The following is a 24275-nucleotide window of genomic DNA, read 5'->3' on the forward strand; positions in this document are numbered from 1 at the left end:
AGGGTAAACTATCATGACGATTGCTTTAGACCGTCCACAAAAAACCAGGTCTGCTCAGATTCGGGAAAAACTTGGTTATCCAATCATTGACACTGATGTACATACCCAAGAATTTGAACCAGCAGTCTTGGATTATTTAGAACAAGTTGGTGGAACTGCACTTGTCGAACGTTTCCAAGAAAATTTACCAGGATCTTCCCGTTTTAAGTGGTACAAGCAAAGTTGGGAAGAACGTTTTGCTTATCGCACTAATCGCCCTAACTGGTGGGGTCGTCCGACCAAAAATACTTTGAATTTGGCTACTATTAGCTTGCCCAAGTTGCTGCACGAACGCTTGCAAGAAGCAGGTACAGACTTTGCCGTTGTGTATCCCAATTTGGCAACAATGGCCCCGAATATCGGCAACGAAGAAATGCGGCGGGCTGTTTGTCGGGCAATTAACACTTACCATGCTGATATTTTCCGCCCTTATAGCGATCGCTTAACACCCATCGCCGCCATTCCCCTGCACACTCCCGAAGAAGGAATTGAAGAGTTAGAATATGCGGTGAATGTTCTGGGACTCAAAGCAATTCAAATTCCCGGTTATGTTCGTCGTCCAATTCCTGCCTTTGAAAAATACGGCAAAGAAGTCGCTAACGAAGTAGTTTGGATTGATAACTTTGGCTTAGATAGCCAGTATGATTACGATCCATTCTGGGCTAAGTGCCAAGAATTGAAAGTTGTACCCACAACTCACGCTTCTAGCCAAGGTTGGACAACTCAGCGTTCTGTCACCAACGCCCAATATAATCACATCAATCACTTTGCCTTTGCAGCAGAAGCATTATGCAAATCGCTGTTCTTTGGTGGAGTTACTCGCCGCTTCCCACAATTAAAGTTCGCTTTCTTAGAAGGTGGTTCAGCTTGGGGTGCTAGTTTATATGCTGATATTATTTGGCACTGGGAAACCCGCAACAAACAACATCTGTTGTCAAATAACAATCCTGCGATTATCGACAAGGAAGCATTAGTAGAGTTGTATACTCGCTACGGTGGCGAACTAGTAGATGGACGCTTAGATAAAATTGGTGATGGTTTAGGATTCCACCATCAACTATTAGCGCCAGAAGATCCAGGGGAACTCGACGAATTTGAACTAGCAGGAATAGAGAAGCCAGAAGATGTGCGCGATCGCTTCTTGAATCATTTCTACTTCGGTACAGAATCAGATGATACCCGTGTAGCTCAAGCTTTTAATCGTGCCGCTAATCCCTTTGGCGATCGCGTTAAAGCCTTCTTGGGTTCAGATTCCGGTCACTGGGATGTGCCTGATATCACCGCCGTTACTGCCAACGCCTACTCAATGGCAGAACGCGAAATCATTACCGAAGAAGACCTCCGCTACTTCCTCTCAATCCACCCCTTAGAGTTGTACACCAGTCTCAATCAAGACTTCTTCAAGGGTACAGGTGTTGAGAAAGCCGCAAACGAATATCTAGCGGCTAAGAAATAACTGTCATTGGTCATTAGTCATTGGTCATTTGCAAAGGACTAATGACAAAGGACTAATGACAAAAGACATTACAACGTTCCATGTTCCATTTCCTCTGTTCACTTGTAGCGTGGGCAAGGCCCACTCTACATTTCTCTAAATTCTGTGTCTGATTGCTGCCTACTGCCGAAACAATACCAAGGATGATTTGATTATGGTGCTAGATATTACAAAACCAAAGGATTACATTGACCTAGCAACTTCTCTATCCAAGGAACTTGCTCAATCCGCAGTTGAACGGGATGCTAAAGCTGGAGTTCCAGAAGAGGAAATTAATAAACTACGTGAAAGTGGACTGCTACCACTGATTGTACCTAAGCAATATGGTGGCATTGGTGCAACTTGGATTGATGCTTTAAAAATTGTCAGAAAACTGTCAAAAGCAGATGGTTCAATTGGTCAATTATATGGTAATCATCTCAATTTAACGGCTTTGGGTCACGTTTCCGGCACACCAGCCCAAAAAGAAAAATATTATAGAGAAACTGCTAAAAATAACTTATTTTGGGCAAATGCAATTAATACAAAAGATACTAGGCTGAAAATTAACCCAGAAGGCGAGAATTTTCGGGTTAATGGTGTTAAAAGCTTTGGTACAGGTATTTCCGTTGCAGATTATCGGGTATTCTCTGCTTTAGAAGATGGTGTAGAATTGCCTTTCATATTCATAATTCCCAAAGACAGAGAAGGGTTAGTTTCTAATCAAGATTGGGATAATATTGGGCAACGCCGCACTGATAGCGGTAGTTATACATTTAACAATGTCTTAGTAGAGAAAGATGAGATTTTGGGGCCGCCAAATCCCCATGATAGTGCCTTCTCAACTTTTCTTGGGATTATTGCCCAGCTAACAAAAACCAACGTTTATCTAGGAATTACTAAAGGAGCTTTTGCTGCTGCTCGTGAATATACTAAAACTACTACTCAACCGTGGATTACATCAGGAGTAGATAGTGCTACTCAAGACCCATATATTCTGCATCATTACGGAGACTTTTGGGTTGAAATTCAAGCTGCGATCGCTCTAGCTGACCAAGCCGCAGAGAAAGTACAAGCAGCGTGGGATAAGGATGTAGAACTGACTCATCAAGAGAGAGGAGAAGTTGCGATCGCAGTTTCCGCATCTAAGGCATTAGCGACTCGTGTAGGTATAGATATTACCAACCGCATCTTTGAAGTTACTGGAACTCGCGCCACAGCAACCAAATATGGATTTGACCGTTACTGGCGGGATTTGCGAACCTTTACTCTACACGATCCTGTGGATTACAAATTGAAAGCGATCGGTGATTGGGTACTCAACGATCGGCTACCAGTTATTACGCAATATTCTTAGGTGTCATTTGTTCTGTTATCTCCCACATTCACCAAAGACGCGATGAATCGCGTCTCTACAAAATCCAAAATCTAAAATCTAAAATCCAAAATTGATATGACTCAACTAAAAACACTTCCCACTTATGACCCAAGTTTATTTGAGGGAGCCGCAGAAGGTTATGCTCAATATAGAACCAAATACCCACCGATTGTATTCGATAAACTAACCGAAATATTTCATCTCAATGGTCAAGGACGACTCCTTGATTTAGGTACTGGCCCAGGGTTAATTTCAATTCCTCTGCGAACCAAATTTGAGGAAGTTGTAGCGATCGATCCCGATCCCGACATGATTGCAGAAGCTAAACGGCAAGCAGCAGCAGTCGGAGCAAATAATATTACTTGGTTAGAACAAGGCGCAGAGTTAATCGACTCTAGTTTAGGGAAATTTAAGTTAACCACTATTGGTAGAGCCTTCCACTGGATGGAACGCGAATTAGTGCTTGAACGCCTGTATGAATTGCTAACTGATGATGGTGGATTAGCATTGCTTCAGACTGGTGATAACCCTTGGGAAAGCAATTTACCTTGGAAACAAGCTGCTGTTGGAGTAGTAAAGAAATGGTTAGGTGAAGAACGCCGGACTGGACAACGAGGACAAGGCACTCGTAAGCCAGTCGATCCTCCTCATGAAGTTGTAATTGGCAATTCGGCTTTTGCTCGTCAAGAAAACTATGAAGTGCTATTTGAAAAATCTTGGACTCTCGATAGCTATCTAGGTTATTTATACACTACAGCCTTCTCTCTGAAAATTTTCTATGGCGATAACGCTCCAGCATTTGAAAAGGATCTTAGAGAAGCGCTACTAGCAGTTGAGCCGTCTGGACATTTTACAGAAGAACTCAAAGCTACAATTTTGATCGCTTGGAAGCACTAGCAAAATTGAACGCGAATAAGACAGAGTTTCACTCACAAGTTTCAATCTTCCACTAGCACCCTCTTGGAGTGGGTACTACTCACTCCACTTCCTAAATTTTTCCCTCCTAACTCTTAAATTCTCAGTTCCTCGAGTCGTTATAGGGTGGGTAATACCCACTCTCTTTTTTATTTTAGACATTCCCAAAAAATATTTTTATTTATTAAAAAAATATTCTCTATAATGCCTAAACATGATAAAAATAGTTTTATAAAATAGATCAAAATATCTATAAATCATACAGATCATATAATTTAAACACCCTTGTAGAGACGCGATTAATCGCGTCTTGAAAAACCAATCATTCACACCAATAAATCAGTCGGAAATTTATGCACAGCATTGGATTATTTCTTCGATGAATTTGAGAATTATTTTACAGACTGCTATAGTGTTTATAATCAATATTGTTGGGCAAAAATTTTATTTACTTATAATAGTTTTGCCTGATTTAAAATAAATGATAATAGCTTGATTTAAATTAATTTCATGATTGATTGATAGATATTTATAGTCAAAATATATTTAATTAGTTTCATTTTCAACTATATTAATAAACGAAAGTTTTTTTGGTTATTTAGACCACAATTAATCATAATTGTTCTGACTACCGATCGAGGAATAAATAAAACAACCTATGCCAGCTTCAAAAGGAAAGTTTGAATTCAGGAAAAACCAGAGAACAACGCGTCGTTCGTTGTTGTTTGCTTTGGGCTACTGCTTAATGCTATCGACAGTCTTATCGAGTTGTGGTGAAGCCAAAAATAACACTCAGCAGTCATCAGCTTCCCCTGAGTCTGTAGCTGCATCTAGCACTACACAGAAGTCAACTGAGAGGCAAGTAGTACGGATTGTACGTTCAAAACAACTTTCTGCTTTAGCAGTTTTAGAAAAACAGGGTTCCTTAGAAAAGCGATTAGAGCCTCTGGGTTTTAAAGTACAGTGGGCTGAGTTTGCGGCTGGACCACAACAGCTAGAAGCCCTAAATGCAAACGGACTGGATATCGCATCTACAGCCGAATCGCCTCCTGTATTTTCACAAGCAGCCGGAGCGCCTCTTGTTTATCTAGCTACTACACGCCCCAGTGGTAAAGCCATTTCACTTTTAGTTCCTGTAAACTCTCCTGTTAAAAGTGTTGCCGATTTGAAAGGTAAAAAAGTAGCTTTCCAGAAAGCTTCTATCGGTCACTACTTATTAGTTAAAGCCTTAGAAGATGCCGGACTAAAACTGAGCGATGTCCAATCAGTTTTTTTAGCGCCGCCTGATGCAAATGCAGCATTTAGTCAGAACAAGGTGGATGCTTGGTATATTTGGGAGCCATTTGCTACCAGAAATGTACAAAATAAAATAGCTCGTGTTTTAGCAGATGGTGGGAAGTTGCGGGATACTGGCAACTTTTATTCAACTTCACGCCAATTTTATCAGGCTCATCCTGATGTTATCAAAGTGTTTCTAGAGGAACTAGAAAAGGCAGAAATCTGGACTAAGGATCATCCCAAAGAAGTAGCACAACTGCTTGCTCCTGTAACTCAACTAGATCCACCAACTCTAGAAATAATGCATAAAAAATATGACTATGGGTTGCTACCAATCACTGATAAAACTATTACTAAGCAACAGGAAGTTGCAGATAAGTGGTATAGCTTAGGGCTTATCCCCAAGAAGGTAAATGTTAGAGACGGTTTTTTGACACCTGAAGAGTACGCCAAAATTACTCCTTCAGAGGTTCTAGCGAATAAGTAGTTATCCCCAAGAAGAAACTAAAATTCAGGAGAATATTATGTCTACCTCGACTTTGACAAAGGTTAAAATTAGGTCTATTGATGCTCCTTTGGGAGCGATAGTTACCGATCTTGATGCCAGTCAAGCGATCGCACCTGAAGTCATATTACAACTTAAAGCAGCTCTGCGCGATCGCCACATCTTGATCTTCAAAGACCAAAAGCTCTCCGATGAACAACTTTTGAACTTTTCTCTATACTTTGGCGCACTCTTTGTACCATCTGATGAAACTCCAGTATTGGCTTCTAAACCAGGAGAAACTCCGGTGGTGATTCCGATTTCCAATGTCGATGGTGGCTATACCGGTACTGGAGAACTTACTTTCCATTCCGATCACAAATGGACTCCTACCCCATCTAGTGGTTCGCTTCTTTATGCGTTGGAAATACCAACTCATGGTGGAGATACTTATTGGTTAAATACCAATTTAGCCTATGAGGCATTAGATGAAGCCACCAAAGAACGGATTGCAGATTTACAGTTAATTACCTACAACCCATTTTTGCGAGATCGGAATGCACCCCGGTCTTTGTATCGTTTAGACAAAACTATTCCTTTAATCAGTCCGATCTTTCCCCATCCTTTAGTTAGAACCCATCCAGAGAGTGGGAAAAAGCATCTTTACTTAGATGCTGCTACAGAAGTGGAAATTGTCGGGTTAGAGCCGGAAGAAGGATCTAAACTGATTGAAAAGTTGAGACAGCATCTAAATCAACCCAAATTCTACTACCAACACAAATGGTCTGTAGGCGATATTGTCTATTGGGATAATCAAGCTACCTTACATTACCGTCAAGCATTCGATCCGAATGAGCGACGAGTATTAAAGCGGGTTAGCCTTGCAGGTAGTCGTCCCTTTTAGGATTTATAGCTCAGAAGATTGAGTTGATGGGCGTTTAAATATACTTTTTATTGGTCAAAAGTCAAGAATAACTTTTGACCAATAAAACTTGTCTAAATATCATACTCTATGCTTGTAAATCAAAAATAGTAAAAAATATTTTTTGTTTAAAAACAAGTGTTCATGAATACTTTATTTTTAGACCAAACTTGATAAACTCTAGACTGAAAATGAGAGTTATTAGCACTCATTAAAAGCGCTAATCCGAAAATTATTAAATTTAACTAGAAAAATATTATGGGGCTTTTCAAATCTTTGCAAAGGCTAAATTTGTCTAGCAATAAACCTCTGCACTCAAAAGTCAAAAATACTAAGATAGTATGTGAATCTAGTCTAAATACTAAATTTATAGAAGCCAAATATCAAATTGAGCCTAAACATATATCTTTATTAATTGCTGCTTGCATCACTATACCAATGAGCATAGTTGGTTGTAATCAAGAAACTAAAAATACTCAAAACCAACTATCGCCAATTAATACACTATCTCAAAGTAAAACAGTTCCTAATACTCCACAAAAACAAGAGCTACGAGTTGTTTATTCTAAGCTTGGTTCTCTTGCAGTGATGAGAAAGCAAGGAACTCTAGAAAAAAGTTTGGCAGCAAAGAATTTTACTGTCAAGTGGCTAGAGTTTGCTGCTGGCCCACAAGCTTTAGAAGCGTTAAATGCTGGTTCCCTTGACATCGCAGCCACAGCTGAATCACCGCCTATATTTGCTCAAGCCGCAGATACACCTCTCGTGTATATTGCAACAACTCGATTTAATGGTAGAGGAGTTTCTTTTTTAGTACCAAAAAACTCTCCGATTAAAAGTGTTGCTGACTTTAAAGGCAAAAAAGTTTCTTTTCAAAAAGCCTCTATCGCTCACTATGTCTTACTAAAAGCGTTACAAAAAGAGGGACTCAAACTGAGTGATGTAAAATCTCTTTTTCTCCCACCTCCAGATGCAAATGTGGCTTTTAGTCAGGGAGGAATCGATGTTTGGGTAATTTGGGAACCTTACATTACCAGAAATGTTCAAAAAAATCTTGGCCGTGTATTAATAGATGGGCAAGGACTTCAGGATATTGGTAGCTTTTATACTACCTCACGTAAATTTGCTAAAGAGCATCCTGATATTCTCAAAGTTTTTCTAGAGGAGTTTATCAAAGCTGAAGATTGGTCACAAAAAAATATTGATAAGTTAGCAGAACTTGAAACGGGTGACGTTGGTATTGATGTACCTACTCTCAAAACAATTCATAGTAAAGCAGTATATGGTCTACTACCAATAACCGATGAAGTTGTTAAAAAACAACAACAAATAGCTGATTTATGGTATGCACAAGGACTTTTACCAAAAAAGGTTAATGTCAAAGATGGAGTACTTTCTCCAGAAGAATATGCAGCATTCACACCTGATTCAATTAAATCTAATAAGTAAATAACTCTAATCAATTTTAAAAAACTAACGTGAGTTCGACGGCTCTAAAAACCCCACTTCCATTCCTCTCACCCACTCTTCGAGAGGCTTTGAAACTCTAATTTTTTCGTTGTCAACTAAGAATATTTCTGCCCCTCTCCGCCTCCAAGAGGGGTTGGGGAGAGGTTCATCGAACTCACGTTAAACTAAAAAATTTACGTTATCAGCTAATGCTTTTAAATCGGTAGTTAATCAAAAATTGAGGTGCAAAAATGTTTAATAACTTCGTGAAAACTAAGACAACAGTAATCAATAAATTTGCCTTATTTATAATATCTGGTTTTGTGGTATCTACTACTTTAATAAGTTGTACGTCAACTGTATCTAACACAAATATAGGAAGCGCTCCGAAAGCAGAGCCAGCAGGGGCTAAGACTATAACTTTTAAAACAAAGGTACTGCGAATAGGGTATCAAAGCTCTGGTGATTTAGTTAGAGTCAGAGGAGTTTTAGAAAAACGTTTGGAGCCTTTGGGCTTGAAAGTCGAGTGGTCACAGTTTGCTCAAGGGCCACAACTTATGGAAGCAATGAATGTGGGCAAAATTGACATTGGCTCGGTTGGAGAAACGCCTCCAATCTTTGCCCAAGCTGCGGGTGCAAGAATCATTTATTTGGCTGGGAGAAGACTTGGGCCTAATTCAGGTAAAGGTAGTGCGATCGCAGTTCCGAAAAACTCTCCAATTAAAAAATTAGCTGATATTAAAGGTCAAAAAGTAGTCTTTCAAAAAGGTTCTGCTTCTCACTATTTTATCATTCAAGCCTTAAAAGAAGTAGGTTTAAAATATAGTGATATTCAAGTCTTAAGTATGCCCAATGTCGAAGCCCGTGGCGCATTTATTCAAGGCACTATTCCAGTTTGGGTAACTGGCGATCCTCATTTAGCTTTGGTAGAAAAACTCCACGGTGCGCGTGTGCTTAGAGATGCGACAAATATCGGGACTCCAGGCGGATATTATGTAGGAACACGAGAATTTGCTAAGGAAAATCCCGAATTAGTTCGGATCATTTTAGAAGAAATTGAGAAAAATGGTGAATGGGCAGAAGCGAATCGTAAAGAAGTAGCGAAACTTATAGCACCTGTACTCAAAATTGATTTACCTATTCAAGAAGTAATTTCTAGCCGTGCTAATTATCGCTTAAAAGGAATTACTCCAGAACTAATGCAAGCTCAACAAAATGTTGCTGATTTGTTCTATAACGAAAAAATCTTACCCAAAAAAATTGATGTTAAAGAAGCATTGCTCACGCCTCAAGAATATGCAACTATTACTCCACCAACACTGATAAGTGAAAAGTAGAGAATAATCAAATATGAAGTTTTTTTAACAAACTAGAATACCAATTTACTAAATCCAAAAGAGATTTGTTGAATTAGCAAAATCTCAATTTTTGCTCGTGGATTGGTATTCTAGGAGGTTTAAATAATAACTTCCTATAATCTTACTTCCTGAAAGAAAGTAAGACTGACAACGTAAAAGCTAAAACTTACAAGGAAAATCACAACTCATGATCAAGCCATTTCAACCACAACGCCGTACAGTCTTAAAGCGTGTTGTCCAATATTCACTACTCGGACTGTTTACTTTATCATCTTCCTTGGTGGGTAGCCTTATGCAAACCACCCAAGCGCAGACAGCCACAGTAATTAACCTGGGATATCAAAGTTCTGGCGATCCTGTCAAGTCTAAAAAAGTTGTCGAGCTACGTTTCAAAGCATTGTATCCAAATGTAAAGGTGAATTGGGTTGGGCCATTTGCAGCAGGGCCGCAATTGATCAAAGCGTTGAATGAAGGTAAGGTGGATATCGGTAGTGTCGGAGAGACACCTCCAATATTTGACCAAGCCGCACGCCCAGGCCTCATTCCTGAAGTTGTCTATCTTACTGGACGCACACCCAGCGATGGTACAAACCAAGGTATTGTGGTGAAAGCTAATTCTCCCATTAAGAAAGTAGCGGATCTTAAAGGGAAGAAAATTGCTTTTCAGGTAGGGTCGAATGCACAGTATTTACTAGCAAAAGCGTTGCAAGAGGTAGGGTTAAAAATTAGCGATATTCAAATCGTTCCTTCGACTCCAACTGAAGCCCGCGATGCCTTTCTTCAAGGCAAGGCTGACGCCTGGGTGGGTGGCGATCCCCTTTTAGCTGCTGTGGAAAATACTACCCCAATTCGGAATCTGAGAAATGGAAAAGGAATTAACATTATCAACGGGTTTTATATTGGCAGGCGTGCATTTGTTACCCAAAATCTGCAATTTGTGCGAGTGGTTTTAGAGGAAGTAGAGAAGGTAGGAGAAGCGCTTGAAAAAAACCCAAGCGATTATGCCAAAATTTTAGTTGATGAACAGAAATTAGATCCAGCAGTTGCACTAAAGGTGGCAAGCCGTCGTACTTATAAATTGAAAAAAATTACACCTGCGCTCATTGGCCTACAGCAGGGCGTTGCTGATTTCTATTTTGATCAAAAAGTCATCTCGCGTAAGATTGATATCAAACAAGGGATTCTTTCTGATCTACAATATAAAGCCAGCATACCTGATAATATCAAGTAACGGTAAATAGGTAGAGGCAGGTTTATTCAGCTATTAAGTTGGCTAGCTATTACACTGTAGCGGAAGTTTGCCTAACTTGAACAAGGGGCTTAACAAGTTGATCGACGAACTTGTTAAGCCTATTGTTTGGTTAAGTAAAAACCAAGAAAGGAATAAGCGATCGCAAATATTCTTACAGATATGATTTCAAACTGACAATTAGTTTTAACTGTATCAAGTAATGGCGAACAGATAGAGGCAGGTTTATTCAGCGATTAAGTTAGCGATCGCATCTACTAACTCGCTTGGCTCTACTGGTTTGGCTATATGCTTGTTAAATCCGGCTCTTAGTACCTGTTGAGCGTTCATTTCTCCAGCATAGGCGGTAAGTGCGATCGCGCGAATTTTTCCTCCCTGTTCTGGTGGCAGTGTTCTCAACTGTCGCATGAACATACATCCATCTACTTCTGGCATCCCAATATCGCTTAAAAGTATATCTGGCAAGGATTGGGCTAAAGTAGCTAGGGCTTCATTTGCTGATATTACTGCTGTTACATTTGCCCCATACTGCTCTAGTAAGAAGACAATAAATTCTCGCGTATCTGTATCATCATCCACTACTAAAATTTTCACACCATTCAAATTTGAGGATGGCTCAGAATTGCTACTGTCTTGTTTAATTTCTAATTGATTTTGGATTAACGGTAATCTGACAGTAAAAGTTGCCCCCCGATCTTCACCTCCACTTTCTACTTGGACTGTGCCGCCATGCAATTCGACTAAGTGACGGACGATCGCTAATCCTAACCCCAATCCACCAAATTTTCTGGTGGTGCTGCTATTCTCTTGACGAAAATATTCAAACACGTAAGGTAGAAAATTGGGGTCGATGCCTTTCCCTGTGTCGCTGACTTGAATCAGTGCTGAGTTGGAATTTGACTTAGAATATGATAATAGTCGAATATCAACCCGTCCACCTTCTGGTGTAAATTTAACCGCATTTGAGAGCAAGTTCCAAACGATTTGCTGCAATCGGCTGGAGTCTCCCAAAACTTGTCCCAAATTTGGTTCTAGGCTAATGTGCATCTCAATTGATTTAGCTTCTGCTGATAGCCGCACTGTCTCCATTGCTGCCAAAATCACAGATGTCAAATCGACTGGGTAGATATTCAAGCTGATTTTACCTTGTAAAATCCGGGAGATATCCAGTAAATCTTCAATCAGTTGAGCCTGTAATTTCGCATTTCGCTCAATAGTCTTCAGGGCTTGAGGAATTGTTTTTTCATCAAGCTTTTTAGTTTGGAGTAGCTTTGACCAACCTAAAATTGGGTTGAGTGGCGATCGCAATTCATGAGAAAGTACTGCCAGAAACTCATCTTTTATCCGGTTGGCGTTTTCTGCTACTTTCCGGGCGGTTTGTTCTGCCTCGTATAGACGGGCACGTTCCATCGCTTGAGCGCACTGCTGTGCTAGTGCCAGCATAAAGGCTTGATCGTCTTGATTAAACTTCTGAATTTCGGTAAAAGCTAAAGACATTCCACCAATAGCTTGTCCTTCGATCAGCAATGGAATCGAAATCCAAGCGTTGTAGTTGGACTGAGCATATTCTTTGGCAAGATTTGAGTAACGAGTAATCCTCGCTTCGCTTGGTTCTTCCCAAATAGGCTGCTTAGTTCTTACTGCTTCTGCCAGTGGCGCGGATGCATTAATCGAGAATCGACGCCATGAATCTACTATTTCTTGTTGCCCGCCAACAGTTCGGATCAGTTCTAATTCAGTGCCGCTTTGAGTCAGTAGTGCCACAAAAACAGAACTAGCTCCCAAAGCTGCTATACTTTGCTCCACAATTACTTCAGCGACTTGTGTTGGAGTTAAAGATTCAGAAAGGGCAGCGGTAATGGCTTGCAGACGGGTAGTGCGAGATGCTGCGCGTAAAGCCGCCTGTTGAGATTGCTGGGCTTCTCTGTAGAGTCGGGCATTATCAACGGCGATCGCCGCTCGACCAGCTAACTCTTCAGCTAACATCAGGCTTTTGCGATCATAGAAACGACCTGAAGAAGATACCAAAGTTATAGCACCCAGCACTCGTCCTCGAAGGATTAGCGGTACACTCATCCCAGATGTTGGATTTAGTTCTTGCAGGACTTTGAAGTGACTAGCGTTGTGGGTTAACCCTTGGAGCTGTTCCTCAGAAATAAAATGAGTAATTTGTGATTTGCCTGTCCGTATTACCTTCGCAATACCTGCTGTTTGTGTCAAATCAGGCGGATAATTTTGTAACTGTTCTACCAATTCTTGTTTCTCTGGATTGGCATGGGCTGTTGCAAGCCGGCGAACTAATTGATTGTCACCAATAATATCAACTAAGCACCAATCAGCGATTTCCGGCACTGCTAGACGCGCCAAACCTGCTAGGGTTGTTTCATAGTCCAATGATGCAGCCAAAATCCCACTAGCTTCAGCCAAGAAACGCTGCTCCTCTTCCACTTGTTTGCGCTTAGTGATATCTCGCGAAGACCCTTGCATCTCTAAAATTTCTTGAGTTTGGCGATCGCGAATAGCTCGAATAGTTGCTTCCAACCAGATATAATGCCCGTCTTTGTGACGAGCGCGGTGAGTAACGGTATAAATATCTGGTAAATCGGCATTGACTGGGTAATTCCTGGCAATCTCTGCCAAATCGTCGGGGTGAACTAACTCCTGGCTGGGATGACCGACTAGTTCCTCTGGTTGATACCCCAATACTGTATGGCAAGCTGGTGAAACATACAGAAGAATTCCATCTACTGTGTGGCGGGAAATAATATCAGTTGAATTCTCAGCCAGCAGCCGAAAACACGCCTCACTCTCGCGCAGTTTTGCCTCTGCCTGCTTGCGTAGATTAACGTTACGGAAATGAAGTGATAACCCTGTGGCTGAAGGATAGGCGCGAACTGCAAACCATGCATCAAAGGGTGGGTAATAATCTTCAAGCTCAAGCGGCATTCCTAGAGCAACTGCGCTTTGATAAAGTTGACCAAAGCTAGTATTAGCCAGTTCTGGAAACTCTGACCACAAATTTTTTCCGAGCAGATCCTCGCAGGAACGCCCCAAAGTTCTGCTTCCCTCATGATTGAGATAGGTAAAGCGCCACTCACTATCAAAGGCAAGAAACCCGTCAGTGATGCTCTCTAAAATCTTGGTAACTTGCTCTTTGGCAGTTTCAGCCTCAACACGAGCCGCTTGCTCTCGCTCAAACAGCTGTTCCCGCTCGACTTCTGCTTGCTTGCGCTCCGTGATTTCTTGGCAGATTGCACCCACCCAAGTAATATCACTTGGTAGTTTAATCGGATAATAATTTACCAACCAGTGCCGCTGCTTTCCAGGTGCGGCGGGTGTCTCTCCACTGGCCTCTTGGGTAATAGATTCTCCCGTCTCGATCGCATGGTGTAAAGCTTCCATCACCCCAGGATCTACCCCAGGTAGCACTTGAGCGACGGTCTTACCGATATGCGCTTCTTGAGGAAAACCGTTAATCTCAGCTAAAGCGTCATTCAAGCGAACGTATCTCAATTTCTCATCCCATAGACCAATACCTACAGGGGCGTTATTAAAGAGGGTATCAAGCAGAACGTTAGCTTCAACCAAACGAGTCTGTTCTGTTTTCAGTAGCGCCAGCAGCTGCTCGCGTTCTGCCTCAGCTTGCTTGCGTTCGCTGATATCCACACACATTCCCACCCATTCCTGGATTTCGCCTGATTCGTCAAGTATAGGCACACCGCGTATAGCCATGTCACGGTATTCGCCGTCATGCCGCAAAACGCGATACTCGGCAACTGCAACGCTGCGCCCAAAAAAGGCTTGTCTCCAAATAGCAGCTACAGATGTCCGGTCATCTGGGTGCAGAGCGTCAAACCAACCCCATCCTTTGTATTGTTCGGGACTTTGCCCAGTGAACGCCTCCCAAGTCGGAATCTCGTCAACAACGTTGCCCCAAGGCCCGGCGCTCCAAACGATGGATGCGCTTGCTTCTGCCAGTGAGCGGTAGCGTGCTTCACTATGACGCAGATTTTCTTCTATTTGCTGCTGTTCATCCAAATCTTGTCGCAAATCTGTAACCTCTCGAGCTTTCAGGTTATCAATTAAATCTTTAAGTAAGTCGGCACAATAAAACCATACTATATGAAGAAAAATTAACTAGGCTAAAACTCTCTTTCCTCCTGCCCGATCTCAACGATCAATTTTTCCACCCACCTACTTAACAATGGTAGAATTTTCCTCTCCAATCGAGACACCTGGAATTTCAAAAATCTGACGATATTTTTCCTCCCTTTCTCGCAGTAGTGACGAGCTTCGCTGCTGCTCAATGAACTGACCAATTTTAGTGGCGATCGCACTCATCATTTGGAGTAAATTAGCTAATTGAGCTAGCTTGTCATTAACGTAGGTGTAGCGCCATTCACGATCCAATATGACAAAAGCATCGCCGATCTTAGCTAATATCGTGTTCGGTTAAAGACTTATCATTAAGACCGCAGGGGGGCAGCACTTCGGCTACGCTCAGTGACCGAGGAGCAGAGGAGCAGAGGGGAGGGGTTTTTAGGCTTTCTGCATAGATTTGGGAATTATAACTAATTAGCCGAACTTGATATAAGACCTGTGCAAGGTCTGGGGTGATCAGCTGTTCCACAAATAAACTTGCATAAGCTAGGCGCTCATGTTGCCATTAGTGTCAAGTTAAAATGAAATCACTGGGGTCAACTAGTATAGCTAGGGACACAACGACCGGCTCAGTGCATCGCTCTTTACTGGATGAAAAGTCTTTTTTGTTTAGGTTTTATCCTCCTCAAATTAAAATTGAACAAAAATAATAAACGACCGCCCGAATTCAATAAACGACCGCCCGAATTCAATAAACGACTGCCCGAATTCAATAAACGACCGCCCGAATTCAATAAACGACCGCCCGAATTCAATAAACGACCGCCCGAATTCAATAAACGACTGCCCGAATTCAATAAACGACTGCCCGAATTCAATAAACGACTGCCCGAATTCAATAAACGACCGCCCGAATTCAATAAACGACCGCCCGAATTCAATAAACGACCGCCCGAATTCAATAAACGACCGCCCGAATTCAACGAACGTACCTTTGACATTTGGGCTTGTGCCTTAACTTGACACCAATGGCTTTTCGGCCCACCCCACAAGAGTTTGAGGCACTACCGAGTCTACGAACCAACTGTCAATCCTTGGCTGTTCGATTAGATATAGCAGATGCTATAACTTTGACTCCATCTGTCTACAGCTATAGACCTTAGACTTCTTGCATAAGTCGGGAAAAGGGAAAGGGGGAAGGGGAAAAGGTTCTGTATTATCCTCTTCCCCTTTAACCAAAACCTTTTCCCCAAGAGTGCAAAAAGCACAAATGCCAAGAGGTCTCTTGTAAGTTGGTGATTATGTATTACATCAATTATTATGCAAGCTATTTAAGCTAGTAATAGAATTGTTTCAATTCAGGGGATAAGAATATGAAGGTTTGGCTTGCTTGCTTTTTGGTGCTGTTTGCCTTAGCAGAACTGTTTGACTGGTTGCAAGAATTTAATCTGCCATTACCTATCTATATTTTGGGTGGCGCTTTTTTAGCTGTTGCTTCTAACTATGATAAAATTGTTGGCTCCTATTTTTCAGATTCCAGCATTGAAGCATCACTTGAACAACCTCAGTTAGATTCACTAACTCCATCTACTAATCCGATTTCTTTCCCAATTAGCAATCCTGTTGAAGATGTTCAAACATCTCAAACAGATGATTAGGGCTTGTCTGATTCTATGGTTGACGCTGGGCGTAAGCTTGCTTTAAAAGTAGGAATACGTCAAAGTCTCTAACTAACAAGTAAATTGTTACATTAATAGGAGCTTTAGGTTAATTAGCTTTTAACCTAGATTCCCAAAATTGACTTCTGCACTTACAACATCTATCCAATTCAGGCTACCGCCTCAACGCCGTGATTAGTGGACTATTAGAAAAACTCCGCGTACCTTTTGTCAAAGTTCAGGATTCCCGTGAAACTTCTAAGAGCAAAAGTTGGCTGCAAATTATTTTTGTTACCAGTATAGGAGTTACTGCCTTTATCTGGGGAGTTCGGGAACTCAAATGGTTACAGCCTTGGGAGTTAAGAGTTTACGATTGGATGTTGCGATCGCGTCCATCAGAAGCACCCGATCGGCGGATTTTACTAGTAAAAATTACTGATAAAGATATCAAACGCGAGAAATGGCCTCTATCAGATCGGACAATCAATCAGTTATTAAAGAAAATAGAGTCTTATCAACCGCGAATTGTTGGTTTATATCTTTTCCGACCAGAAGACAAGAATTTAGCGGCTAATTTCCAAAATCAAGATAACATTGTCACTACCTGTTTGTTCAGCAGTTTGGGTAGAGATGAAATTCCCCCGCCGCCAAATGTCCATATAGATAATGTTGGGTTTAGCGATGTGGTCGCTGACAATGAAAACGACCAAAGTCTCCGCCGCACTTTATTATTTGCCAACTCTACAGACAAGAAATGTACAACATCATTTGCATTTGGTGCATTAATTGCAATTAATTATCTAGAAAAACAAGGTATTGAATACGATTTCACTAAAAAAGGAGATTTTATCTTAGGTAAAACCTTGTTTGTGCGTTTACAACCTAATTCTGGTGGCTACCAACATTTGGATACACAGGGCTATCAAATATTATTAAATTACCGTCACCCCAATAGCCTCGCCGACCAAGTAAGCCTCACAGATGTTCTTAGCGATCGAGTCAACCCCAGTTTATTCAAAGACCGTCTGGTAATTATTGGCACTACAGCAGCTAATATCCCTCCAAGTGGCTTTTATACGCCCTACAGCGCGTTACCAGATCAACCAGCTAGAATGCCTGCTCTGTTTATTCATGCACAGATAGCAAGTCAACTCATCAGTACAGTTTTGGATGGGCGGCCCTTGATTTGGTATTGGCCCGACTGGGTAGAACTTATTTGGGTGTGGGGCTGGTCGCTATTAGGTGGTGTTTTAGTATTGCGGTGGCAAAATCCGCTGCTTTTGCTAGTGGTGGTAGGGATAACTCTATTTGGCTTAGTATTAATCTGCGTTGCTTTGTTTTTACAAGCTGGATGGGTGCCATTAATCCCTCCTGCCCTTGCTTTGGCGATTAGTAGTATCTGTGCGATCGCTTATACTAGCTACCAAAATCAACAGCAAACTCAGGTGATTGTTCTGCAAGTTGAAAAACAACAAGAAGCAATCGCCCAATTAAATATACTCTTAGAAGATAAAACAGCAATTCCCGACTCGTCTGTTGACTTTCTTCCTCCAGTTGATTCACCCGAAATAAAATCAGGTGATTTGCTTTTGAGTGGACGCTACAAAATCTCTCAAACTCTTGGTGCAGGTGGATTTGGTCGGACTTATTTAGCACAGGATACTCAACGACCCGGTAATCCTACTTGTGTAGTTAAAAAGTTAATGCCAGCCCGTCAAGATACACGATTTTTGCAAGTCGCCCGCAGATTGTTTCATAGTGAAGCTGAAATTTTAGAAATTTTGGGTAAACATCATCAGATTCCTGAACTACTTGCTTATTTTGAAGATAATCAAGAATTTTATTTAATTCAACAATATATTGAGGGGCATACCCTAAGCGAAGAATTACCACCCGTACAAAATGTGCAAAACGAATCATTTGTGATGGAAATGCTTAAACAAGTTTTAGAAGTTCTAGAATTTGTTCATCAACATCGAGTGATTCATCGGGATCTCAAACCGACTAATATTATTAGATGCGCTCAGAATAATCGACTGGTATTGATTGACTTTGGTGCTGTGAAATTGATGCAACCGCCGAGTAGCGAGCAAACAGAATTAGCCACAGTAGCCATTGGGACGCGGGGTTATGCACCTCCAGAACAATTTGCCGGTCATCCCCGCTTATGTAGTGACATTTATGCTTTAGGAATGATTGCTATTCAAGCTATAACTGGGATACCACCGCAAGAACTCCACCCAGATCCAGAAACGGGGAATGTGATGTGGCGACAAACCGTGCAAGTAAGTGAAGAATTAGCGGCAATTTTAGATAAAATGGTTTGCTATCATTTTAGCGATCGCTATCAATCAGCTACCGCAGTTTTACAAGATTTAAAACGTTTTTCAACTAAGTGAACTGGTTGGGGATTAGGGACTGGGATATATACAGCAGATTTCAACGAAAATGAGATACATAACCTGAGTTCGGGTTAAAGATAAGGAGGTAAAAGCCACTCCAGTTGAAGGCTAGGTTTCTTAGGTTGATGACAATAAGCGATTAATCCGCAAAGAACGTTAACGCAAAAATTAACGGGGCTTCGGTGTCGAGAATGTTCAATCTGAGAAATGTTTTTGAGTTGATCATTAATCGTTTCAATAATTGAGCGTTTACGGGACAAAAGTTTGTCATGAAGACGCATCAGCCTATTCTTCATATTGCGACGGGGTTTAGCGAAAAATTGGATTCCGAACTCTTCCAAAAGCTGAGAAGCAAGTTTTTCAGAAACATAGCCGCGATACCTTCGGTAAGCTTCGCTAACGCCAAATATTTTGCCAAAAAGCTTACACAGTAAATCTGGTACGGGTTTACGGTCATCAATATTACCAGGAGTAAGAGTCACATTTAAGAGTTGACCAAGCTCATTGACAACAATATGAAGCTTAAAACCAAAAAACCAATCCACGGAAGTCTTGCCACGAGAGGCTAAACCTTTAAATACCTTATGCCGAGAAATCCGACGATTATGACATACCTTCAAGCAGGTTGAATCGATAAAGCCGATACCCGTATATTGTCCGAAACAATGCTTCAGATAGACGCATAAAGGTATTAAAGTTGATGGTATCCATTCAATAAATCGTTGATAAGAAGGAAGACCTGGAAACGCAGAACTCCACTGCTGTTTCACCTGATTCAAATAAAAATGTTTGAAATTCCGGTAGTGATTTTGATGAAAAGCGATGATAATTGTCATTATTTCACTTAAACACAAGCTTTTCGCTCTTACACGTTTTATTCATCCATGATTTAACAGTTTTCTGTGCCATTGAGCTTCAAACGCTTTACAGAAATCATCTACATGACAGAACAAAGCATCTAAACTAAACATAGGACAGGTTGCTGGATTTGTTGTTATTTTCAGCTTACTACCTGTCCTTTTCCTTATCCCGAACTCAGGTTACATACTCCTGAATTATGAATTCTGAATTTTGCTGTATCAATTCACTTCCAGCGCTCCTAAAGTTTTTAAAGTTACTACCTGTCTCAACGTTTGTTGAAAATCTGGACTCACCGCAACTGCCCAAACACTGTTTGAGTCTACCTTGTTCCCGCGCTCTCTTATCTAGGCGAAGCCAGAATGGTATGGGATTGCTTCTGACTGTTTGAGCCTGCCTTGTTCCTGCGCTCTCTTATCTGCTTACCCCATTCCCTATGCCTAAAAACTTCGTCCTCTTGTGGATGGGGTTTTTCATTTTGGAGCTTTCTAACTAGTCTGTCAAGTTTATCCTCAAGCCGATCGGCAGAGCCAAGGGTTATTCGTAGTTGATTTAGGATAGGTCTTACAATCAGATGAATTTGACTATCGTGGATGTAGTCTTTTGCTTGGGCTTGCATCGAAGCATAAGTCAGCAGATATTGCGGTGATTCTGTGACGATTTCCTTGCAGACTTGCTCAATCAAGCACTTTGTCACATATTCCATCACCACAGGTTGCTGTGTGAATCCTCCAGCATTGCTTTCTATCAAGCTACGCCAGCGTAAAGATTCGAGGACTGACATTAACTTAGGCTTAGGCAATATTGGTGTAAGAGCTGTTTGCAATTCTGTCGAGGAAAGCTTGCCCCGATTAATTGCCAGCCAGTACATTACTAGCTGCTCAGATGTGGAGAGTCTTTTGAATTGTTGTTCTAGAAGATTGCCAATGCCTTGAAATACAGTTGTGCCTTCAGAAAAGAAGCAGGCGATGTTACCTTCATGCAAGTCCCGAATGGAAGTGGCGGCAATTTTCAAAGCTAGGGGATTACCACCGTAACACTCAACCAGTTGGCGGGTTTCGTCCTCGGAGCCTGATAGCCCTTTGAGTTTCAGAATTGTTTGCCCGGTTGTGACTTCTAATCCTGATAAAACAAGGGTACGGACTGGCAAACCATCACCTTCCAAGGCAGCGACTTCAGGAGGTTTTTCCCGGCTGGTGAGCAGGACAGAGCTTTGATGCCCAGTTTCTCCTGATCGCCACAGAAGTTCGCCGTAGGGTTCATAGCCCTCACGGTAACAGCCTGTCCCTTTACCTTGCTCCAATAATGTGTCGAAATTATCCAGAATCAGCAAGCATCGATATTTGCGGAGATAATCGATTAAACAAGTAATTTGCTCATAGGGGGAAGCAGGCAATGTGGTAACTTGTCGATCGGAAAGAATTTTGATGCATTCCATCACCTTGTCGTGAAAAAAAGGTGCGTGTCGGAGCGATCGCCAAATCACATATTCAAATTCTCCCTGCAATTGTTCTGCTAACTTTACAGAGAGCGCGGTTTTGCCCATACCACCCATACCTAATAGTGTGACTACACGAGCGCGATCTCTTACAATCCATTGGCTGAGGGTTTCTAATTCTGTAGTACGTCCATAGAACTGGGAAACGTCGATTGCTTCCCCCCAATTTGTATAGTTCGTAAAGGGTTGAAAATTCAAGGTTGAGGAGGTGTTTATGTCCTGTTGTCGCTGTACAGTTCGCTTCAGGACTCCTTGCAGGTTATTTTTGGTAACTTTTTCGCCCAAAGCTTGAGAGAGCGATCGCCATAATTCCGAGCCAACGTCTTTGATGTGACCAGGGTCATAAGTGACTGCTCGCGCCATTTCTAGATAAGTTTTCCCTTCCCAAGCGTAGCGAAATACAATCTCTTGCGCTCTCGTTAAGCATCCTCGTTGCAATAATTGCTCAACTATTGCGATCGCTTCTTCAACCGTCATTTCTCTCCGTAGTAATACAGGCTCACTACAATATTCACACTATAAACTTGATTTTTTGTCAAAAGTTTACGTAAATCTACGAAAAAGAACCCGACCTTTTCCCGACCTTTTCCGACCGACAAACCTGATACTAGTCCTTTAGTATCTATCTAAGATCAGAGCGATCAAGAATGTAACCATATTACTGAGGGCAAAGATATGGCTGATTACTATTTCGGCACAAGTGGAAATGATTATCAAAACTATACTACAAGACAGCTTTCCACCGCTAGATAGGATGAGTTAATTAATTAAAATTTGGTGAACTATGAAAAAACTTTTTTTTGCTTTTTCTATTCTTTCTACTCTTTCTACTATGGTCGTTGCTCCCGCCTTTTCAGAATCAATAGAAAGACCCTTTAGTGAAGAGGGAGGGTGTACTTCTGGCTCTACAAGTATTATAAGTGGGCGTAAATCATGCTCTGGTGAGTTTATATGGCCTGACCAGCCTTCAGAAACACCTAATGTACCTTGGGCTATTATCCCTGATTCAGTTAAAGTTGAAACACTAGACGAACGTGGAACTGGCTCAGGTTGCTCTATTTCTAGATTTGAGTACGAAGAGCGCTCCGTTTTTCTTGCTGATGTCGGAGCAAATGTTACAGTTGGCATACCTGTGAAAGTTGTAGTTGGTTACAATGCTCGTGGTGGAAATGGGCAAGGAGAGACTGGTCGGATTGAATGTAGAGTAACTGGAAATTACCGCTCTATGTAAACAATATGACGAATGATAGAAAAGCTAGCTCCTGTCATTAGCTTTTAAGGGATAGTTCTAAGACAGAGAATTTCAAATTCAAAGCCTTTTGACCTTTAAACTGATAAAAAATTCGCCTACGGGGAAGCAAGCACACATTTTTCTGGTTTTCTGCAAAAAAAATCGCCCCCTGAATTCAGGGGGCGCATTACCAAGGTGGTGTAGAGACGCAAAATGTTGCGTCTCTATTTTTAGCTAGCAACGTATTCTTTGACATTGGCACGACGGCGACGCAGATGAGCCAAAGCTTGATGCTCTAACTGACGAACGCGTTCGCGGCTGAGATTTAATCTCTCACCAACTTTTGCCAATGACATTTCATTACCATCTTCTAAACCAAAGCGCAGGGCTACAACTTCTCGCTGTTGCGGTGTTAGTTCTGCTAGCAGATTGTTCAAGTCTTGGCGTAAGAATTCCTGGTTGGTGTAATACTCTGGTGATGGGCCATCATCTTCGAGCATTTCTTGCAACTCAGTATCTTGGTTCTCACCAACTCGCACATCCAAAGAAACTGGTTGACGAGCCATGTTCAGGTACTCGCGAATCTGAGCAGGTTCTAGTTCTAATGCTTTGGCAATTTCGGCTGGAGTCGGCGATCGCCCCAAGCTTTGAGCCAACTCGCGCTGCACTTTTTTGATTTTGTTCAGTTTCTCGGTAATGTGGATCGGTAAGCGAATAGTACGTCCTTGTTGAGCGATCGCCCGAGTAATTGCTTGGCGAATCCACCAGTAAGCGTAAGTCGAGAACTTATAACCCCTCATCGGATCAAATTTCTCCACACCCCGCTCTAACCCTAGTGTTCCTTCTTGGATTAAATCCAGAAACTCCATATTTCGCTTTTGATACTTTTTAGCAATAGCTACGACCAAGCGCAAATTCGCTTCGATCATTTTTTGCTTTGCCCGCTTACCTTGTGCCACTGTTTGCTGCACCTCGGTTTCCGATTGTTGAACGTAGTCAGCCCACTCTGACATATCCGGTTCGCGTTGCAACTTCTTCGCCAAAGCTTCCTTAGCGTCGATCAGCGCCATCATTTGTTGCACTTGCTTCCCAAAGACAATTTCTTGTTCGCGGGTTAGCAGTGGTACACGACCAATTTCTCGCAGATAGGTTCGCACCATATCAGCCGTGAATTTGGTGTTGAGGTTTTCCGTTTGGGTATTGACAGTAGGCATTGGTGCGATGTCCTCTACTTCGTAAAGATAATGTATGTTTTATTACTAAAATGGATGGGGAGAAGTAGTACATCTATCACGAAATATCGGGAGCTATCAAAAGCAATCAGTTAATTAGATACAGCCGTTGTTAAGACGGTAAGCCCCCAATGATAGGTTCCCCTACCTTCCCTAAATTTTCAATCTTTTATAAGCACGCTGGTTATTTTTGAGAATTATTCTCTTGGACAGTTACTAACACCGAGCGGTAAATCCGAAGTCGGTATGAGTTTTACTTAACTTATAATACGACAAATCAGGCAAATAGTAAACTATCTTTAGATAAAACCTATTATTATAATTCAAAAGCAGCCGTTATAGAAAAAAATTTTAAATTTCCTTGAAATTATTGACTATATCTATAGTGACGCCAAAAACCCCTCTTCTGTTGCCAAAAACTAGCCGGATAACCGAACTTAATTTGCTGTGACAATGGAGGGATGTTACGAATTAGTCATTTGTCATTAGTCATTGGTCATTTGTACTGAGCGTAGTCGAAGTATTGGTCATTGGTCATTTGTACTGAGCGTAGTCGAAGTATTGGTCATTGGTCACTTGTACTGAGCGGCTCGTGCCGACTTGTGCCGAGCGAAGTCGAGGTAGCAAAGCCGAGGTAAGTCGTTGGCGTAATCTCTGTCTTTGACACGCTGTTAGCGTTCGTAGAGAAGTATTGGTCATTTACAAAGGACAAATACTTCTCTACGAGAGGCTGCGCCAACGACTTCGCTCAG

Annotated in this window: 16 protein-coding genes and 1 pseudogene; 11 read left to right on the plus strand and 6 right to left on the minus strand. The window is 41.6% G+C overall.

Annotation, left to right across the window (positions count from 1 at the left end):
• Positions 1 to 13: 13 nt before the first annotated feature.
• The 8 genes from NSTC731_RS00870 (at position 14) to NSTC731_RS00905 (ending at position 10525) form a co-directional block, all read left to right on the plus strand.
• Positions 14 to 1495: an amidohydrolase family protein gene (locus NSTC731_RS00870; protein WP_445629200.1), complete on the plus strand. Its 1482-nt coding sequence runs from the start codon at positions 14 to 16 to the stop codon at positions 1493 to 1495.
• Positions 1496 to 1688: 193 nt separating this feature from the next.
• Positions 1689 to 2870, plus strand: a complete 1182-nt coding sequence (locus NSTC731_RS00875) for an acyl-CoA dehydrogenase family protein (protein ID WP_445629201.1) — start codon at positions 1689 to 1691, stop codon at positions 2868 to 2870.
• Between the two features lie 96 nt (positions 2871 to 2966).
• A complete protein-coding gene (locus NSTC731_RS00880) occupies positions 2967 to 3788 on the plus strand; it encodes a class I SAM-dependent methyltransferase (protein WP_445629202.1) in 822 nt (273 codons plus the stop codon).
• A gap of 676 nt (positions 3789 to 4464) precedes the next feature.
• On the plus strand, positions 4465 to 5571 hold the full coding sequence (locus NSTC731_RS00885; RefSeq protein WP_445629203.1) for an aliphatic sulfonate ABC transporter substrate-binding protein: 1107 nt from the start codon (positions 4465 to 4467) through the stop codon (positions 5569 to 5571).
• A 37-nt stretch (positions 5572 to 5608) separates the two neighbouring features.
• Positions 5609 to 6472: a TauD/TfdA dioxygenase family protein gene (locus NSTC731_RS00890; protein ID WP_445629204.1), complete on the plus strand. Its 864-nt coding sequence runs from the start codon at positions 5609 to 5611 to the stop codon at positions 6470 to 6472.
• Positions 6473 to 6748: 276 nt separating this feature from the next.
• Positions 6749 to 7936 (plus strand): aliphatic sulfonate ABC transporter substrate-binding protein, encoded by a 1188-nt coding sequence (locus NSTC731_RS00895; RefSeq protein ID WP_445629205.1) that lies wholly within the window; start codon positions 6749 to 6751, stop codon positions 7934 to 7936.
• A 251-nt stretch (positions 7937 to 8187) separates the two neighbouring features.
• Positions 8188 to 9273, plus strand: a complete 1086-nt coding sequence (locus tag NSTC731_RS00900; protein ID WP_445629206.1) for a sulfonate ABC transporter substrate-binding protein — start codon at positions 8188 to 8190, stop codon at positions 9271 to 9273.
• A 208-nt stretch (positions 9274 to 9481) separates the two neighbouring features.
• Complete coding sequence (locus tag NSTC731_RS00905) at positions 9482 to 10525, plus strand: aliphatic sulfonate ABC transporter substrate-binding protein (RefSeq protein WP_445629207.1); 1044 nt, start codon at positions 9482 to 9484, stop codon at positions 10523 to 10525.
• Positions 10526 to 10768: 243 nt separating this feature from the next.
• Here NSTC731_RS00905 and NSTC731_RS00910 read toward each other — a convergent pair whose 3' ends face one another.
• From NSTC731_RS00910 to NSTC731_RS00920, 3 genes are all read right to left on the minus strand, one after another.
• Positions 10769 to 14593, minus strand: a complete 3825-nt coding sequence (locus tag NSTC731_RS00910) for a PAS domain S-box protein (protein WP_445629208.1) — start codon at positions 14591 to 14593, stop codon at positions 10769 to 10771.
• Between the two features lie 144 nt (positions 14594 to 14737).
• A complete protein-coding gene (locus tag NSTC731_RS00915; RefSeq protein WP_445629209.1) occupies positions 14738 to 14953 on the minus strand; it encodes a hypothetical protein in 216 nt (71 codons plus the stop codon).
• Positions 14954 to 15288: 335 nt separating this feature from the next.
• The gene (locus tag NSTC731_RS00920; protein ID WP_445629210.1) at positions 15289 to 15645 is read right to left on the minus strand and encodes a hypothetical protein; all 357 of its coding nucleotides are present in this window, start codon (positions 15643 to 15645) and stop codon (positions 15289 to 15291) included.
• Positions 15646 to 16017: 372 nt separating this feature from the next.
• On the opposite strand from NSTC731_RS00920, the gene NSTC731_RS00925 reads away from it, so the two are divergent.
• Both NSTC731_RS00925 and NSTC731_RS00930 read left to right on the plus strand, forming a co-directional pair.
• Entirely contained in the window at positions 16018 to 16302 is a 285-nt protein-coding gene (locus NSTC731_RS00925) for a hypothetical protein (RefSeq protein WP_445629211.1), read from the plus strand.
• Between the two features lie 191 nt (positions 16303 to 16493).
• Positions 16494 to 18701, plus strand: coding sequence for a CHASE2 domain-containing protein (locus tag NSTC731_RS00930; protein WP_445629212.1), 2208 nt, complete (start codon positions 16494 to 16496; stop codon positions 18699 to 18701).
• A 74-nt stretch (positions 18702 to 18775) separates the two neighbouring features.
• On the opposite strand, the pseudogene NSTC731_RS00935 reads toward NSTC731_RS00930, so the two are convergent.
• Together NSTC731_RS00935 and NSTC731_RS00940 are read right to left on the minus strand one after the other, a co-directional pair.
• A pseudogene (locus NSTC731_RS00935) lies at positions 18776 to 19675 on the minus strand (IS982 family transposase).
• 230 nt (positions 19676 to 19905) lie between these two features.
• Entirely contained in the window at positions 19906 to 21537 is a 1632-nt protein-coding gene (locus tag NSTC731_RS00940) for an NB-ARC domain-containing protein (protein WP_445629213.1), read from the minus strand.
• A gap of 307 nt (positions 21538 to 21844) precedes the next feature.
• Between NSTC731_RS00940 and NSTC731_RS00945 the strand changes: the two genes are divergently transcribed.
• Positions 21845 to 22291, plus strand: a complete 447-nt coding sequence (locus NSTC731_RS00945) for a hypothetical protein (protein ID WP_445629214.1) — start codon at positions 21845 to 21847, stop codon at positions 22289 to 22291.
• Positions 22292 to 22521: 230 nt separating this feature from the next.
• Here the strand turns inward: NSTC731_RS00945 and NSTC731_RS00950 are convergent, their stop codons facing one another.
• Positions 22522 to 23505 (minus strand): RNA polymerase sigma factor, RpoD/SigA family, encoded by a 984-nt coding sequence (locus tag NSTC731_RS00950; RefSeq protein WP_445629215.1) that lies wholly within the window; start codon positions 23503 to 23505, stop codon positions 22522 to 22524.
• Positions 23506 to 24275: the final 770 nt, after the last annotated feature.

The sequence above is a fragment of the Nostoc sp. DSM 114167 genome, assembly GCF_052692655.1.